At 71.4% G+C, this 14,520-nt stretch carries 12 protein-coding genes; 3 read left to right on the forward strand and 9 right to left on the reverse strand.

Annotated elements, in window-relative coordinates:
- Positions 1-20 precede the first annotated feature (20 nt).
- The 7 genes from fbaA to AB0N16_RS25745 form a co-directional block, all read right to left on the reverse strand.
- Positions 21-1,043, reverse strand: coding sequence for a class II fructose-bisphosphate aldolase (gene fbaA, locus AB0N16_RS25715; protein WP_365800473.1), 1,023 nt, complete (start codon positions 1,041-1,043; stop codon positions 21-23).
- 168 nt (positions 1,044-1,211) lie between these two features.
- Positions 1,212-1,760 carry an orotate phosphoribosyltransferase gene (gene pyrE / locus AB0N16_RS25720; RefSeq protein ID WP_365800475.1) on the reverse strand — a complete coding sequence of 183 codons (549 nt, stop codon included), beginning with the start codon at positions 1,758-1,760 and terminating at the stop codon, positions 1,212-1,214.
- 10 nt (positions 1,761-1,770) lie between these two features.
- The gene (locus tag AB0N16_RS25725; protein WP_365800477.1) at positions 1,771-2,559 is read right to left on the reverse strand and encodes an aldose 1-epimerase; all 789 of its coding nucleotides are present in this window, start codon (positions 2,557-2,559) and stop codon (positions 1,771-1,773) included.
- 189 nt (positions 2,560-2,748) lie between these two features.
- Complete coding sequence (locus tag AB0N16_RS25730; RefSeq protein WP_365800479.1) at positions 2,749-3,471, reverse strand: SRPBCC domain-containing protein; 723 nt, start codon at positions 3,469-3,471, stop codon at positions 2,749-2,751.
- Positions 3,472-3,565: 94 nt separating this feature from the next.
- Positions 3,566-5,200 carry a polyamine aminopropyltransferase gene (locus tag AB0N16_RS25735; RefSeq protein ID WP_365800481.1) on the reverse strand — a complete coding sequence of 545 codons (1,635 nt, stop codon included), beginning with the start codon at positions 5,198-5,200 and terminating at the stop codon, positions 3,566-3,568.
- A gap of 85 nt (positions 5,201-5,285) precedes the next feature.
- Positions 5,286-5,816: a DUF2617 family protein gene (locus tag AB0N16_RS25740; protein ID WP_365800483.1), complete on the reverse strand. Its 531-nt coding sequence runs from the start codon at positions 5,814-5,816 to the stop codon at positions 5,286-5,288.
- 380 nt (positions 5,817-6,196) lie between these two features.
- Positions 6,197-6,508, reverse strand: a complete 312-nt coding sequence (locus AB0N16_RS25745) for a hypothetical protein (protein WP_365800485.1) — start codon at positions 6,506-6,508, stop codon at positions 6,197-6,199.
- Positions 6,509-6,916: 408 nt separating this feature from the next.
- Here AB0N16_RS25745 and AB0N16_RS25750 point away from each other — a divergent pair, with 408 nt between their 5' ends.
- The 3 genes from AB0N16_RS25750 (at position 6,917) to AB0N16_RS25760 (ending at position 10,687) form a co-directional block, all read left to right on the forward strand.
- Complete coding sequence (locus tag AB0N16_RS25750; RefSeq protein ID WP_365800487.1) at positions 6,917-7,375, forward strand: hypothetical protein; 459 nt, start codon at positions 6,917-6,919, stop codon at positions 7,373-7,375.
- 681 nt (positions 7,376-8,056) lie between these two features.
- Positions 8,057-9,223: a pyridoxal phosphate-dependent aminotransferase gene (locus AB0N16_RS25755; protein ID WP_365800489.1), complete on the forward strand. Its 1,167-nt coding sequence runs from the start codon at positions 8,057-8,059 to the stop codon at positions 9,221-9,223.
- Between the two features lie 405 nt (positions 9,224-9,628).
- The gene (locus tag AB0N16_RS25760; protein WP_365800640.1) at positions 9,629-10,687 is read left to right on the forward strand and encodes a hypothetical protein; all 1,059 of its coding nucleotides are present in this window, start codon (positions 9,629-9,631) and stop codon (positions 10,685-10,687) included.
- A 6-nt stretch (positions 10,688-10,693) separates the two neighbouring features.
- Here the strand turns inward: AB0N16_RS25760 and AB0N16_RS25765 are convergent, their stop codons facing one another.
- Complete coding sequence (locus AB0N16_RS25765) at positions 10,694-11,227, reverse strand: YbjN domain-containing protein (RefSeq protein ID WP_351740584.1); 534 nt, start codon at positions 11,225-11,227, stop codon at positions 10,694-10,696.
- Positions 11,228-11,522: 295 nt separating this feature from the next.
- The gene (clpB, locus tag AB0N16_RS25770) at positions 11,523-14,180 is read right to left on the reverse strand and encodes an ATP-dependent chaperone ClpB (protein WP_365800491.1); all 2,658 of its coding nucleotides are present in this window, start codon (positions 14,178-14,180) and stop codon (positions 11,523-11,525) included.
- Positions 14,181-14,520: the final 340 nt, after the last annotated feature.

The following is a 14,520-nucleotide window of genomic DNA, read 5'->3' on the forward strand; positions in this document are numbered from 1 at the left end:
AAATGCCTGGCTCTGCGCGACTACTTGATCTTGTTGCCCGCCGAGCGCAGGTTCTGCGTGGCCTCGACGACACGCGCGGCCATGCCCGCCTCGGCGAGCTTGCCCCAGGTGCGCGGGTCGTAGGTCTTCTTGGAGCCGACCTCGCCGTCGACCTTCAGGACGCCGTCGTAGTTCTTGAACATGTGGTCGGCGACCGGACGGGTGAAGGCGTACTGGGTGTCGGTGTCCAGGTTCATCTTCACCACGCCGTTCTCCAGCGCGGTGCGGATCTCCTGCTCGGTGGAGCCGGAGCCGCCGTGGAAGACGAAGTCGAACGGCGACTGCTTGCCGAACTTGGCGGCCACGCCGTCGGCCAGCTCCTTGAGCAGGTCGGGGCGGAGCACGACGTTGCCCGGCTTGTACACGCCGTGCACGTTGCCGAAGGAGGCGGCCAGCAGGTAGCGGCCCTTCTCGCCCAGGCCCAGGGCCTCGGCGGTGCGGATCGCGTCCTCGACGGTGGTGTAGAGGGAGTCGTTGATCTCGTGCGAGACGCCGTCCTCCTCACCGCCGGTCGGGGTGATCTCGACCTCGAGGATGATGTTGGCCGCGCGGGCCTGCTCGAGCAGCTCCTGCGCGATGGCCAGGTTGTCGGCGAGGGTCTCGGCGGAGCCGTCCCACATGTGCGACTGGAACAGCGGGGTCAGACCGGCGTCGACGCGCTTCTTGGAGATCGCGAGCAGCGGACGTACGTACCCGTCGAGCTTGTCCTTCGGGCAGTGGTCGGTGTGCAGCGCGATGTTGACCGGGTACTTCTCGGCGATGACGTGCGCGAACTCGGCGAGCGCGACCGCGCCGGTCACCATGTCCTTGCTGTACTGGCCGCCGAGGAACTCGGCACCACCGGTAGAGATCTGGACGATGCCGTCGCTCTCCGCCTCCGCGAAGCCGCGCAGCGCAGCGTTCAGGGTCTGGCTCGAGGTGACGTTGATGGCCGGGTAGGCGAACTTGCCTGCCTTCGCCCGGTCGAGCATCTCGTTGTAGACCTCGGGGGTTGCGATGGGCATCTGTCCGCTCCTTGAGTGTGCGGGTCGGCGTACTGCTGGTTCTCTACGGCCCTGACCTAGACCTTGAGGTACGACGTCATCGTCGTCCCCATCTTTCCAGACATGAACCGATGCTCCGGGCGCCGGGCGCCGGGCGCATGCGGGTCAATCCCACCCGTCGGCCGGGTGTCAGTCCAGTCCCAGTTCATCCTTCGAGAAGGCGAACAGGTACGGCACGCCCGCGCCTTCGCGGATCTTCTCGTCGGCGCCGGTGGCCCGGTCGACGATGGTCGCGACGGCGACGACCTCGGCACCGGCCTCGCGCACGGCCTCCACGGCGGCGAGCGGGGAGCCTCCGGTGGTGGAGGTGTCCTCCACGACGAGGACCCGCCGGCCCTTGATCTCCGGCCCCTCGACCCGGCGCTGCAGCCCGTGCGCCTTCGCCGCCTTGCGGACGACGAAGGCGTCGAGGTGACGGCCCCGCGCGGCGGCCGCGTGCAGCATCGCGCCGGCGACCGGGTCGGCGCCCATGGTGAGGCCGCCGACGGCGTCGTACTCCAGGCCGTCGGTCAGGTCGAGCAGCACCTGGCCGACCAGCGGGGCGGCCGTCCCGTCGAGGGTGACGCGGCGAAGGTCTACGTAGTAGTCCGCCTCCAGCCCCGACGACAGGGTCACCCTGCCGTGCACCACGGCCTTGTCCTTGATCTGTTGCAGCAGCTCAGCGCGTACGTCCGTCATGCCGACCAGCTTAGAGGCGGCGCCAGGTCCACGTGGTCGTGGCTTCCAGCGGCTCCAGCGGGGTGACGAGACGGGGAAGCGTGTTGAGGCCGTTCGGCGGGCCGGTCTGCGGCTCCACGCACACGGCCGCCTCCTGCTCGTCGTAGACCACGACCCACTGCTCGCGGCTGGCCACCTTCAGCTCCAGCTGTCCCGGCCAGGTGAGGGTGACGTCGACGCCCTCGGGCATGCCGAAGCAGTCGTCCCAGGGGCCGGGCTCGGGGTCGATGCGGTTGCCGGTGGGCAGGTGGTCCGCGCCGCGCTCCTCCTGCCAGGCCGGGGTGAAGTCGATCCGGGCGTCCTGGCCGCCGAGGTTGCGGTTGAACCAGGGATGCCAGCCGATCTGCGCCGGGAAGGAGTTGTCGTACGTCTCCACGGCCATCGTCAGCGTCAACGAGTCCTCGGTGAGCCGCACGACGTGCGTGACGCGGGCGGGGTGCGGCCAGGGGTCGCCGAGTTCGCACGTGATCACGGCCTCGTCCGCGGAGCGGCGGGCGGTGCGCCAGGCGCCGTCGCGGGCGGTGCCGTGGATGGCGTGCGGCGGGGAGTTGAGCGGCATCTGGACGATGCCGGCGCCGTCGCGGAAACGGCCGTCCCGGATACGGCCGCACCACGGCACCATCGGGAAGCAGCCGAAGCGGTCGCCCTGGCGGAGGAGTTCGAGGGAGCCGACTTCTAGTCCGGCGATGCGGCCGCCGTTGCCGGGGTGCAGGTGGAGGGTGGCGTCGCCTGCGGTCAGCGTGATGTCTTCGTTACTCACGGGACGACAGTACTGGGGCGGGCGGTTCGGTTTCGGGTGCGGGTGGGTGGGGGCTGGTCGCGCAGTTCCCCGCGCCCCTTACCGGGCCCGTCGTAGCTGCGGGCCATCGTGCCGCAGGGCGGCACGGGTGGGCGCAGCGGCACCCCGCAAGCGCGCGCGAGTGTGGAACCCCTCCTGCGGCTGCCTCGCTCAGCGGCGTCTGCGCAACGCCCTCGTCACCACGATCGCCGATGCCAGGGCCAGTGCCGCCGCCGGTGCGGCCCAGCGCAGTGCCGAAGCCGCCGCCACCGTCTGCGGGGCCGGCACCGGCGCGTAGCGGCCGCGGGGCGGGGCGTGGTCGACCTCCTCCGCGCTGCGGCCGATCATCGTGCGGCGGGCGTGGGCCGCCTCGGCGAAGATCTCGGGCAGCGGTTCCTCGACCGGTTCGGGCGCCAGGGACGGCTGCGGGACCTCCGTCTCGAAGATCGACACCGGCTGGTCCGGGGGCTCGGGCAACGCCTCCCCCAGGCCCTCCACGAAACGGTTGAGCAGCCGTGTCGCCGCCGACTCCACCGCCTCCGCCGGCAGTTCCGCGACCCGGCCGCCGGCGGAGGCCGTGCCGGTCACCGTGACCTCGCAGCCCTCGTCGGTGTCCGCGAGACGGAGCGTGAGCGCCAGCTTCACCGTGCCGGTGCCGCGCGCCTCGGTGGCGTCACAGTCGAGCGCGTACGAACCGTCGTCACGGGCGCTGACGCGCAGGGAGCCGCGGTAGGTGATCGAGTGGCTGCCGACGCGGACCTTGACGCGGCCGGTGCCGGGGGCGGCGCCGGTGTCCTGCTGGAGGCCGGGGAGCGCCCGGGCGACCCGCGCGGGGTCGGCCAGCGCCTCCCTGAGCCGCGAGGCCGGGACCGGGACGTACACCTGGTGCTCCATGCCGACTGAGCCTACCCAGGAGTCAAGCCGACGTACCCTCCGCGACGCACGGCACGCTGCCGGGGCGTGGGGCTCCCCGTGGACGGGCCGTTGCTCAGTACCGCGGATCCACCAACGTGGAGGCCGGCAGTCGCGTCGACGGCGTCTCCAGTGCGTCTCCGCGCAGGTCCCGCCCGGTCAGCGTGCGCGGTTTCGGATGGTCGGCCGGCAGCCGTAGCCGCGGCCCCCGTGAACTCTTCGCCGCCAGGATGAAGCCCCAGTCGTGCGGGGCCCTGGACGCGCCCGCCGAGCGGTCGGGTCCGGCGGTGAAGCCGGGGTCGCGGCCGAGGACCCGGTAGGGGGTCGTGGCCAGGCCGGCGGCGCGCATGGTCGCCGCCACCGTCCAGAAGTCACGGGGGCGGGACCGGACCGGGCCGGCGTGCACGACCAGACGGCCGCCGGGGGCGAGGGCGCGGCGGGCCAGGCCGTAGAACTCCTCGGAGTACAGCTTGGTGCTGGCCGTGATGCCGGGGTCGGGCAGGTCGGCGACGACCACGTCGTACGCGGCGTGCGGCGCGGTCCGGCGCAGCCAGCAGAAGGCGTCGGCGGTGGTCACGTGGACGTGCGGGTCGTCGTAGACATGGCCGTTGAGCGCGGAGAGGGCGGGGTCCCGGCGGGCGAGCCGGACCAGGCCCGCGTCGAGTTCGACTACGTCGACGCGGTCGACGCCGGGGTGGCGGAGCACCTCGCGCACGGCCATGCCGTCACCGCCGCCGAGGATCAGCACGCGTGCGTGCGGGCCGCTCATCGCCGGGTGGACGAGGGCTTCGTGGTACCGGCGTTCGTCACGGCCGCCGACGCGCAGCCGGCCGTCGAGGAAGAGGTCGAGGGGGCGGCCGTGGGTGCCGCCGGTGAGGACGACCTCCTGGACGTCCGTCTGGAGGGCGACCCGGACGTCGTCGCCGTAGACGGCGTGCCGTGCGGCCCGTTCGAAGTCGTCGACGTGGGCGGCGGCGGAGGCGAGGACGCCGAGGACGGTCACGTTGGTGACGAGGAGGGTCCAGCGGGCCCGGCGGGACAGGTCGCGACGGAACAGGCCGAGGACGAGGGCGCCGCCGGCGACGACGTTGACCGTGCCGGTGAGCAGGGTGCCCGTCAACTGGCCCAGGAAGGGCAGCAGGAGGAAGGGGAAGGCCAGGCCGCCGACCAGCGCGCCGACGTAGTCCGCCGCGAACAGGTCGGCCACCGCGCCGCCCGCGTCCTGGCGGCGGATGCGCTGGATGAGTTCCATCAGCAGCGGCACCTCGGCGCCGATCAGTAGGCCGATGGCGAGGGAGAAGGCGACCAGGAGGCAGCGCGGGCCGGCCGACCACAGGCCGCCCCAGCCGCCGGTCCAGGCGAAGACGGCGTACAGGGCCATGGCGCTGCAGCCGCCGATCAGCGCCAGCGCGGCCTCCACCGCGCCGAATCCGGCCGCCGCGTGCCAGCGGAGCCGCTTCGCGGCCAGCGAGCCGACGCCCATCGCGAAGACCATCACGGACAGCACCACGGAGGCCTGCGTGACCGAGTCGCCGATCAAGTACGAGGCGAGGGCGACGAGTTCGAGTTCGTACACCAACCCGCAGGCCGCGCAGACGAAGACGCACGCCAGGACCAGGAACCGGCCCGTCCCCGGCCGCACGGGCAGCGGCGCGGGGGCACCCCAGGGCGGCGGTGCGCCGGGAGGGGCGGGTGCGTGCGGATCGATCACTCTGCGACGTTACGTCACTCAGTCGGTACGCTTCGTCACCCACACGTGTGGAAAATCGGCGCCCTTGACGCCCTGTTGGTTTATGTCATCCGGGGAGGCGTTGGGGCGCCGGAACCCGTACCCCGACCCTCGTCCGGGTCGCCACCAACTGGCCGTCCTGCGGGTACGCGTGCCAGGTCCACCAGTGCACCTGGCCCTCGTGGCGCTGGGCGAGCATCGCGGTGAACGCGTGCGGGCTGCCCGGGAAGACTCCGGCGAGGCCGTGCGGATGCTCGGAGACGAGGGCGAGCAGTTCCTGGGCTCGGCCGGCGAAGGAGCCGGGTGACAGCACCTCGACGCGGGCCGCGAACTCGTACTCCCAGTCGCCGATGCGCTTGGCGACCCCGAGCGGCAGGGGGGTGCTGGACCCCTGGATGCACGCCACCGTCTCCGAGCAGCCGCCGCACTCCTCCTCCAGAAGCACCTGGTGGGACGCGCCCAGCAGTCTGAGCTGCAGTTTCGCCCCGGACAGTTCCAGGTCGAGGGTGGCCAGGGCGGGCAGCGGCTCGCGCCCCAGGGCCCAGGCGAGGTCGGCCGCGCGCGTATCGGTGTAGGTGGTGTTCAGGGTCGTGAGCATGGATCGGCTCCGCTAACACGCAAATGGGGAGGAGGGTGGTCCGGCACACCTCGGTGGACACCGGGAGATCGGCCCGGCCGGCCCAGCCGGGGAAGGGGTGTCGTCAGGACGTCCGAGGCGCTGCTTCGGTGATTTAGAGGGAATCATGAACTGTGGCGCTGCCACAGCGTTTTTACCCAAGTTCGTGGGGTTTCCATCCCTCAGAGGGCTCCACAGCTCAACTGTTCAACCACGTTGTGCGCCCTGCTCCCTCTGGCGCACGCCGGGGCGCCCGGGGAGAGCCCCCCGCTCTCCGTCCGGACGCCCCGACTTCCCCGATTCCCCCGGGTCTTCCGGCTCTCCCGATTCCCCCGGCTCTCCCGATTCCCCCGGCTCCCCGGTCAGCTGCCCCCGCCGCAGCCGCCCCCGCCGCCGCACGACGAGCCGCCCCCGCAGGACGAGCCGCCGCCGCAGGAGGAGTGGCCGCCGCCGCACGAGTGACCACCGTGACCCCCGTGTCCCCCATGCCCGCCGTGGCCTCCGTTCGAGGACGGCGAACCCGAGTCCCCGGCCCACCAACTGCCCGAGCTGTCGTAGGAGGAGGAGCCGCCCCGGCCGGACGCCCCCCTGGTCACCCCGCCCTTGCGGGCCGCGGTCCCGACGATCACCAGGCAGACGATCGCGGCCGCCGCCACGATGAAGACGATGCCCATGGCGTCACCTTCTTTCCGTTCGCACGGAGCGACCCCCCGTGGGCGCCCCGGCCGCCGCGAGAGCGCGGCGTGAGCGGGGGATGCCCGGCCCTGTCGGCGGCCAAAGCAGAGTTGAGGAACTTCTGAGGGTCCATCCCGGAAAATCGCTCCTGACCTGCAAAGATAGTCGGTTCTGGAGCCGTGGGTGACTCACTGGGCCGGCTGTGGGCCGTGGTCTTCCCGGGAGAGGTGCCGAAACACGGTGTCGACGGCCCGGCGGGCACGCTGCCGGCTGCCGGGCATCAGGTGGGCGGCTGCGCCTGCCGCCGAGTGCCCGACTTGCGAATATGCCTGGCGGAACGAACGCTTGAGCGGAGGGAGGGGACGTGGGGGCGTGAACGTCCGCCTGGGCGTTTGAAAGGAGATCACATGTCTGTTCGAAGCATGACGTCAGCACGGCTCACGGACGGCCGCCCGCAGGTGTTCGCGGGAAGCAACCACGGGCTGTTCACGAGGTGGAAGGTGAGCGAGCTCCCGAACGCCGCCTGGACCGGCTGGCAGCAGTTCGACTTCGACCACGGCCGTGTGGTGTCGCTCGCCGCAGCCCCGCTCACGGACGAACGGCCGCAGATATTCGCCGTGTCCGACGGCGGCGAACTGTGGTCCACCTGGAAGGTGACCACCGACCCGAGCGCCGCCTGGGCCGACTGGACGAAGTTCAACGGCCTGCCGGGATCGGCCCGCAGCGTGGGTGTGGCCACCCTGACGGACGGCCGTCCACAGATCGTGGTCGGCACCGACTCCGGTTCGGTGTCCTCCTGGAAGGTGAGCACCAACCCTGACGCCGCGTGGAGCAACTGGTCCCCCTTCGACGGTCCGCCCGCCTGATCCCGAGGCGCACGGCAGGTGCTCAACTGGCTGTGGCCAGACGGCATGAGGCGCTCGGCTGGGGTTTCCCAGCCGAGCGTTCCGCGTGGGCGGCCGTCGAGTCCGGCGTCGTCGGCGAGAAGGGGGACCGGCCGGGCCGTCCGACGCCGACCGAGGGCGGCAGTCGCCGACGGTTCTCCCCCGGCCCAGAGGGGGCATGTGGCGTATCGCCGCAGGTGTCCGTCCCTCGTAGGCAAGTTGAGGAACTCCAAGGCGTGGGGCGCAGGTTGGCCGGCATGACCTTCAACGAACGGTCTGGGAAACCCGACTGCTCGGCGAGGTCGCCAAGGCGAAAACCGGCACGGGTTCCGCGCGCCTCCCGACGGCGCGCACATCGTCGTGACGCAACACCCGGCGTCACCCACCAGAGGCGTCGTGGCGGTGTGACCTGCAAGCGAGGAAGACAGCTGGTGGCTGCTCCACGAGCTGAGAAGCCGGAGTAGCAGCACCGCGCAACTGGCTCAGGGCGGAAGCGCCCAGGAGATTTCCGCCCTGAGCCCTCGCAGGAGGCGGAGCCCGACGAAGAGCGCGTGCACCCCCCTCGGCCCTCGGTCATCCCTACACCGCGCGAGGCCGCGACCGGCCATGAGTCAGGATGGTCCCCGGAGAATCGACGAACGCTCGAGTGAGAACGGTGGAGACATGAACGCCAGGCCGCTGCTGAACCGAAGGCTGGACGGACTCGGGACGACGATCTTCGCGGAGATGTCGGCACTGGCGACTACGACCGGTGCGATCAACCTGGGCCAGGGCTTCCCCGACACCGACGGGCCCGAGGAGATCCGTGAGGCCGCCGTCCGCGCCCTGCGGGAGGGGAAGGGCAACCAGTACCCGCCCGGCCCGGGCATCCCGGAACTCCGCGCCGCGATCTCCGACCACCAGCGGCGCTTCTACGACCTCTCCATCGACCCCGACACCGAGGTCCTGGTCACCGCCGGCGCCACCGAGGCCATCGCCGCCAGCATGCTGGCGCTGCTGGAGCCGGACGACGAGGTCATCGCCTTCGAACCCTTCTACGACTCCTACGCCGCCTGCATCGCGATGGCCGGTGCGAAGCGCGTGCCGCTCACCCTCCGAGCGCCGTCCTTCCGCCCGGACCTGGACGAGCTGCGAGCCAAGATCACCCCTCGGACCCGCCTCCTTCTCCTCAACACCCCGCACAACCCGACCGGGATGGTCCTGACCGCCGAGGAGCAGAGCGCCATCGCCGCACTCGCCATCGAGCACGACCTGCTCGTCGTCACCGACGAGGTGTACGAGCACCTGGTCTTCGAGGGCACACACCGCCCCATCGCGGCCCTGCCCGGCATGCGCGAGCGCACGGTCACCATCGGGTCGGCCGGCAAGACCTTCTCCTTCACCGGATGGAAGGTTGGCTGGGTCACGGCGCACGGTCCGCTCGTCTCTGCCGTCCGGACGGCCAAGCAGTACCTGACCTACGTCAGCGCGGGCCCGTTCCAGTACGCGATCGCCGAAGCTCTGCGGCTGCCTGACCCTTACTTCGACAACCTCCGCAGCGACCTCCGACGCAAGCGCGACCTGCTCGGCGACGGCCTGCGCGCGGCCGGGTTCGAGGTCTACCAGCCCCAGGGCACGTACTTCATCACCACCGACATCACGCCCTTCGGCGAAAAGGACGCCTACGCCTTCTGCCGCACGCTCCCCGAACGCTGCGGCGTCGTCGCCATCCCCAATTCGGTCTTCTACGACGACCCCGACGCCGGCCGCAGCCAGGTCCGCTTCACCTTCTGCAAGAAGGACGACGTCCTCCACGAGGCCGCCGACCGCCTGCGACGACTGGCTTCCTGAGCTCACGCCCCTTCGCCCCGAGTGAGACCGAGGCATCGGTCCGGACAGGTTCTGCGGCCGGCTCAACGGCGGTGCTGGAGAGATCAGGCGGCGGAGCGGCTGCGGCGGCCGGCGTAGCCGCTCCCGACGCACCGGGGGCGCCGCCCCACCCCGCGGTGCCCGATACCACCCCCGGGGCCGTCGGTGGCCCATGGCGCGCCAGGAGGCGTGGTCCTCCGCTACCCCATCGGGCGCATATTTCTCGCACTTCGCCCCGGTCCCCCGCAGGGTGCGAATGTGAGCCACGCCAGCACCACCGCCAGCACGAGCACCGGCACTACCACCGGTACCGCCGCTCTCGCCCCGTCCCTCGTCACCGCGGGCGGCCTCGCGGTGGGGCTGTTCGCGGTGGCCCGGCTCACCGGCATGGCCGTGGTCGCGCTGGCCGCCTGGGCGGGCGGCAGGCATCCGCTGACCCTGCTCGGCCGGTCCTGGGACTCGGTCTGGTACCTGGGTATCGCGGCGCACGGCTACGGCCGCACCCTGTACTTCCGCCCCGACGTCATCCACAGCGACCTGGCGTTCTTCCCGCTCTACCCGGCCCTGATCCGGACCCTGACGGCCGTCACCCCGCTGAGCGGGGCGGGTGCCGGCCTGCTGGTGTCCTGGACGGCGGCGGCCGTGGCCGCCGCCGGCATCTACGCGGTGGGCGCCCGGCTGCACGGCCGCGCGGTGGGCACGGCCCTCGTCCTGCTCTGGGGCCTGCTCCCGCACTCCGTGGTGCTGTCCATGGCGTACACGGAACCGGTCCTGACCGCGTTCGCCGCCTGGTCCCTGTACGCGGTCCTGGCCGGGAACTGGCTGTGGGCGGGCGCGCTGGCCGCCCTGGCGGGCCTGTCCCGGCCGAACGGCTTCGCGGTCGCGGCGGCCGTCCTGCTCGCCGCGGGCTGCGCGATACACCGCTCCCGCGGCCGGGTTACCCACAGGCTGTGGACGGGCGCGGCACTCGCCCCGCTCGGCTGGCTCGGGTACGTCCTGTGGGTGGGCCACCGCACCGGCGATCCACTCGGCGGCTACTTCGGCGTACAGCGCCTGTGGGGCTCACGCTTCGACTTCGGCCGGGGCTCGCTCCGCTTCGTCCGCGACCTGCTGCTGCGCGGCGACCGCTTCGTCTTCCCGATGACCCTGGTGATCGTGGCGACGGCGGTGGTCCTCTACGCGCTCCTGCTGCTGGACCGGGCCCCGCTGCCGCTCCTCGCCTACACCGCCGTACTCCTGCTGATCACGCTCGGCGGCTCGGGCTTCTTCGAGTCCAAGCCGCGCTTCCTCCTGCCGGCCTTCCCGCTCCTCCTCCCGCTGGCCCGGGCGCTGGTCCGCACGGCGAGAGCCCGGCCCTGGCACGCGTCCGTGGTGGTCGCGGCCCTGGCCGGGCTCTCGTTCGGCTACGGCGCGTACCTGGTCGTCGTCGCCGACACGCCCCTGTAGAGCTGCCTACTCCTCGTCGTCGCCCTCGGGCTGGTCGGCCCCGTTGACGGCCTCCTCCAGGCCGAGCTGCTCGACGAGCCACTTGTCGAACTCGATCGCGGCCCGCACCCAGCTGACCGTGGACGACACGAAGTGGTTGATGTCCACGCCCATGCCGATCAGCATCTGCGCCTCACCGATGAGACGGACGGTGCCGTCGTCGTGGGTGTGGGTGTAGACCTTGGGCCACAGCGTCCGACGGTTCCAGTCGTCGATGGACTCCAGGAGCTGCGGCTTCTCGTCGATCTTGTGGGGACGGTCGTAGAACGTCCGCACCGAGAAGACGGACTGCTCGTCCTCGCCACGGAACATGAAGTACGTACGGAACTGCTCCCACGGCGCCGCGAGGTCACCCTCGTCGTCGACGACGTACTTGAGCTCCATCTGGTCGAGGAGCTGCTTCACAAGATCCTGATCCGGGACGACGGGGCCCGCCGGTCCTTGGGGCTGCGGCTCGGGCTGGCCCCCGAAGCTCGGAATCGAGGACGGGTCGATGGACATATGTGAACACTCCTGCGGTCGTCTGACTCGTCCGGTCATCGCTGAGACCAGACGTAGGTCCCACCCTCTCTCCCTTGGACCGCGACCGGCAACCCGCTCCGCCCCGTGCCGCCGATTCGCGCCGGATCAACGAGGTGGATGGCAGAATCCAGGCCCCCTGTCCCTGGTCCGCCGAAGCTCGGCGAAACAGCGTCGGGCCCGCTCTTCACGGCAGTGGATTCCGCCCGGCTCCTCGAGGCCGTGAAGGCGGACGGGCCCGCCACCCATGGGGTGACGGGCCCGCCTCTCGTGGTCGTTACAGGGTCTTCCCGGTGCCTTCGGCGGTGCTTTCCGCGGTGGTTTCCGGGGTGCTTTCCTCGGTGGTTTCCGCGGTCACCGGGCCCACGATCAGGCCCTCCCCGAAGGCGTCCACGCGGATCGTGTCGCCGTCCTTGACCTCGCCGGACAGGATCTCCTTGGCCAGGCGGTCGCCGATGGCGGTCTGGACCAGGCGGCGCAGCGGCCGGGCGCCGTACGCCGGGTCGTTGCCCTCCTCGGCGAGCCAGGCCAGCGCCTCCGGAGTGACCTCCAGGGCGAGACGGCGGTCGGCCAGGCGCTTGGCCAGCCGGTCGATCTGGAGCCGGGCGATCCGGGCCAGCTCGTCCTTGGCCAGGGCGGAGAAGACGACCAGGTCGTCGAGGCGGTTGAGGAACTCCGGCTTGAAGGACTGCCGGACCGTCTCCAGAACCTGCCGCTTCTTCTCCTCCTCGCCGAGTACCGGGTCGACCAGGTACTGGCTGCCCAGGTTCGACGTCAGCACCAGGATGGTGTTGCGGAAGTCGACGGTGCGGCCCTGGCCGTCGGTGAGCCGGCCGTCGTCCAGCACCTGGAGGAGGATGTCGAAGACCTCGGGGTGGGCCTTCTCCACCTCGTCCAGGAGGACCACGGTGTAGGGGCGGCGGCGGACCGCCTCGGTCAGCTGGCCGCCCTCCTCGTAGCCGACGTATCCGGGCGGGGCGCCGACCAGCCGGGCCACGCTGTGCTTCTCGCTGTACTCCGACATGTCGATCCGGACCATCGCCCGCTCGTCGTCGAAGAGGAAGTCGGCGAGCGCCTTGGCCAGTTCCGTCTTGCCGACACCGGTCGGGCCGAGGAAGAGGAAGGAGCCGGTCGGGCGGTCCGGGTCGGCGATACCGGCACGGGAGCGTCGTACGGCGTCCGAGACCGCGCGTACGGCCTCGGTCTGGCCGATGAGCCGGCGGCCCAGCTCATCCTCCATGCGGAGCAGCTTCTGGGTCTCGCCCTCCATGAGACGCCCGGCGGGGATGCCGGTCCAGGCGGCCACCACGTCCGCGATGTCGTCGGAGCCGACCTCGTCCTTGACCATGGTGTCCCGGGAGGTCTCCACCTCGGCCTCGGAGGCGGCCTCCAACTCCTTCTCCAGCTGCGGGATCTCGCCGTACAGCAGCTTGGAGGCGGTGTCGAAGTCGCCGTCGCGCTGGGCGCGTTCGGCGGTGCCGCGGAGTTCGTCGAGCTTCTCCTTCAGCTCGCCGACCCGGTTCAGTGACTGCTTCTCACGCTCCCAGCGGGCGTTGAGGCCGCGCAGGTCCTCCTCCTTGTCGGCGAGGTCGCGGCGCAGCTTCTCCAGGCGCTCCAGGGAGGCCGGGTCGGTCTCCTTCTCCAGCGCCAGCTCCTCCATCTTCAACCGGTCCACGACACGCTGGAGTTCGTCGATCTCCACGGGCGAGGAGTCGATCTCCATGCGGAGCCGCGAGGCCGCCTCGTCGACCAGGTCGATGGCCTTGTCGGGGAGGAACCGGGAGGTGATGTAACGGTCCGAGAGGGCCGCGGCGGCCACCAGGGCGCTGTCCGCGATCTGCACCTTGTGGTGGGCCTCGTAACGGCCCTTCAGGCCACGGAGGATGGCGATGGTGTCCTCGACGGTCGGCTCCGCCACCAGCACCTGCTGGAAGCGGCGCTCCAGCGCCGGGTCCTTCTCGATCCGCTCCCGGTACTCGTCGAGGGTGGTCGCGCCGACCATGCGCAGCTCACCGCGGGCCAGCATCGGCTTCAGCATGTTGCCGGCGTCCATGGCGGAGTCACCGCCGGCTCCGGCGCCGACGACCGTGTGCAGTTCGTCGATGAAGGTGATGACCTGCCCGTCGGAGTCCTTGATCTCGGCGAGGACGGTCTTCAGCCGCTCCTCGAACTCACCCCGGTACTTCGCGCCCGCGACCATGGCCCCGAGGTCCAGCGCCACCAGCCGCTTGTTCTTCAGCGACTCGGGCACATCGCCCTTGACGATCCGCTGGGCCAGCCCTTCGACCACGGCGGTCTTGCCGACGCCCGGCTCGCCGATGAGCACGGGGTTGTTCTTGGTACGGCGGGACAGCACCTGCACGACCCGCCGGATCTCCTGGTCCCGTCCGATGACGGGGTCGAGCTTGCCGTCCCGCGCGGCGGCCGTGAAGTCGGTGCCGAACTTCTCCAGCGCCTTGTACTGGCCCTCGGGGTCGGCGGTGGTCACCCGGCGGCCGCCGCGTGCCTTCTGGAAGGCCTCCACCAGCTTCTTCGCGGTGGCCCCCTGCCGGTCGAGCACCTCGCCGGCCGCGCCGCCCTTCGAGGCGATGCCGATGAGCAGGTGCTCGGTGGAGAGGTAATCGTCGCCGAGGTCCCGGGCGCGGTCGGCCGCGTCGGCGAGGACCGCGAGCAGTTCGCGGTTGGGCTGCGGGGGCGCGACCGTGGAGCCGGTCACGCTGGGCAGCGCGGCCAGCGCGCGTTCGGCGCCCTGGCGTACGGCGGCCTGGTCGGCGTCGACGGCCGCGAGCAGGTCGGTGATGTTCTCGTTGTCCTGCCCGGCAAGCAGAGCCAGCAGCAGGTGAACAGGCGTCAGGTCCGCATGCCCCTCGGTCACGGCCCGGCTGCTGGCCGCGTTGATCGCGTCCCGGCTCCTGTTGGTCAGCTCGGCGTCCACGTTCGCGTTCTCCTCCTCGGCATCGTTCGGCTGACTCAGCCAACGTACACAAAGTTGAGTCTATTCCACTCAAGGTAGGGACGGGAGCCTTTCCCGGGACCGGCTTCGGGGGCACGAGAGCCCTGCCGACGAGGGGCGGGCGGGCGGCCGGGGGGACCGCAAGGGCGATCGGCCGGGCGGGGGGGGGAGATTACGGGTGGCGACCGGGAGGCGCGGGGAGGGGGTCGATGGCCGGGAGGGGGCCGTGACGGCGGCTGGCCGGGTGAGGCACCCGGAGGGGGTGGGAGAGTGCTCCGGGTGAGAGGGGCGCCCTCGGAGGCGGGCAGCGGAGGCACGGCGG

Origin of the sequence: Streptomyces sp. NPDC051105, assembly GCF_040682795.1 — a bacterium.
Classification (GTDB): Bacteria; Actinomycetota; Actinomycetes; order Streptomycetales; family Streptomycetaceae; genus Streptomyces.

Excerpts from the sequence above, each read along its gene's own strand:
- AB0N16_RS25765 (WP_351740584.1), bottom strand. The coding sequence starts at position 11,227 with ATGTCCATCGACCCGTCCTCGATTCCGAGCTTCGGGGGCCAGCCCGAG.
- AB0N16_RS25740 (WP_365800483.1), bottom strand. The coding sequence starts at position 5,816 with ATGCTCACGACCCTGAACACCACCTACACCGATACGCGCGCGGCCGAC.
- AB0N16_RS25730 (WP_365800479.1), bottom strand. The coding sequence starts at position 3,471 with ATGGAGCACCAGGTGTACGTCCCGGTCCCGGCCTCGCGGCTCAGGGAG.
- AB0N16_RS25760 (WP_365800640.1), top strand. The coding sequence starts at position 9,629 with ATGGCCGTGGTCGCGCTGGCCGCCTGGGCGGGCGGCAGGCATCCGCTG.
- AB0N16_RS25750 (WP_365800487.1), top strand. The coding sequence starts at position 6,917 with ATGTCTGTTCGAAGCATGACGTCAGCACGGCTCACGGACGGCCGCCCG.
- fbaA (WP_365800473.1), bottom strand. The coding sequence starts at position 1,043 with ATGCCCATCGCAACCCCCGAGGTCTACAACGAGATGCTCGACCGGGCG.
- AB0N16_RS25745 (WP_365800485.1), bottom strand. The coding sequence starts at position 6,508 with ATGGGCATCGTCTTCATCGTGGCGGCGGCCGCGATCGTCTGCCTGGTG.
- pyrE (WP_365800475.1), bottom strand. The coding sequence starts at position 1,760 with ATGACGGACGTACGCGCTGAGCTGCTGCAACAGATCAAGGACAAGGCC.
- AB0N16_RS25755 (WP_365800489.1), top strand. The coding sequence starts at position 8,057 with ATGAACGCCAGGCCGCTGCTGAACCGAAGGCTGGACGGACTCGGGACG.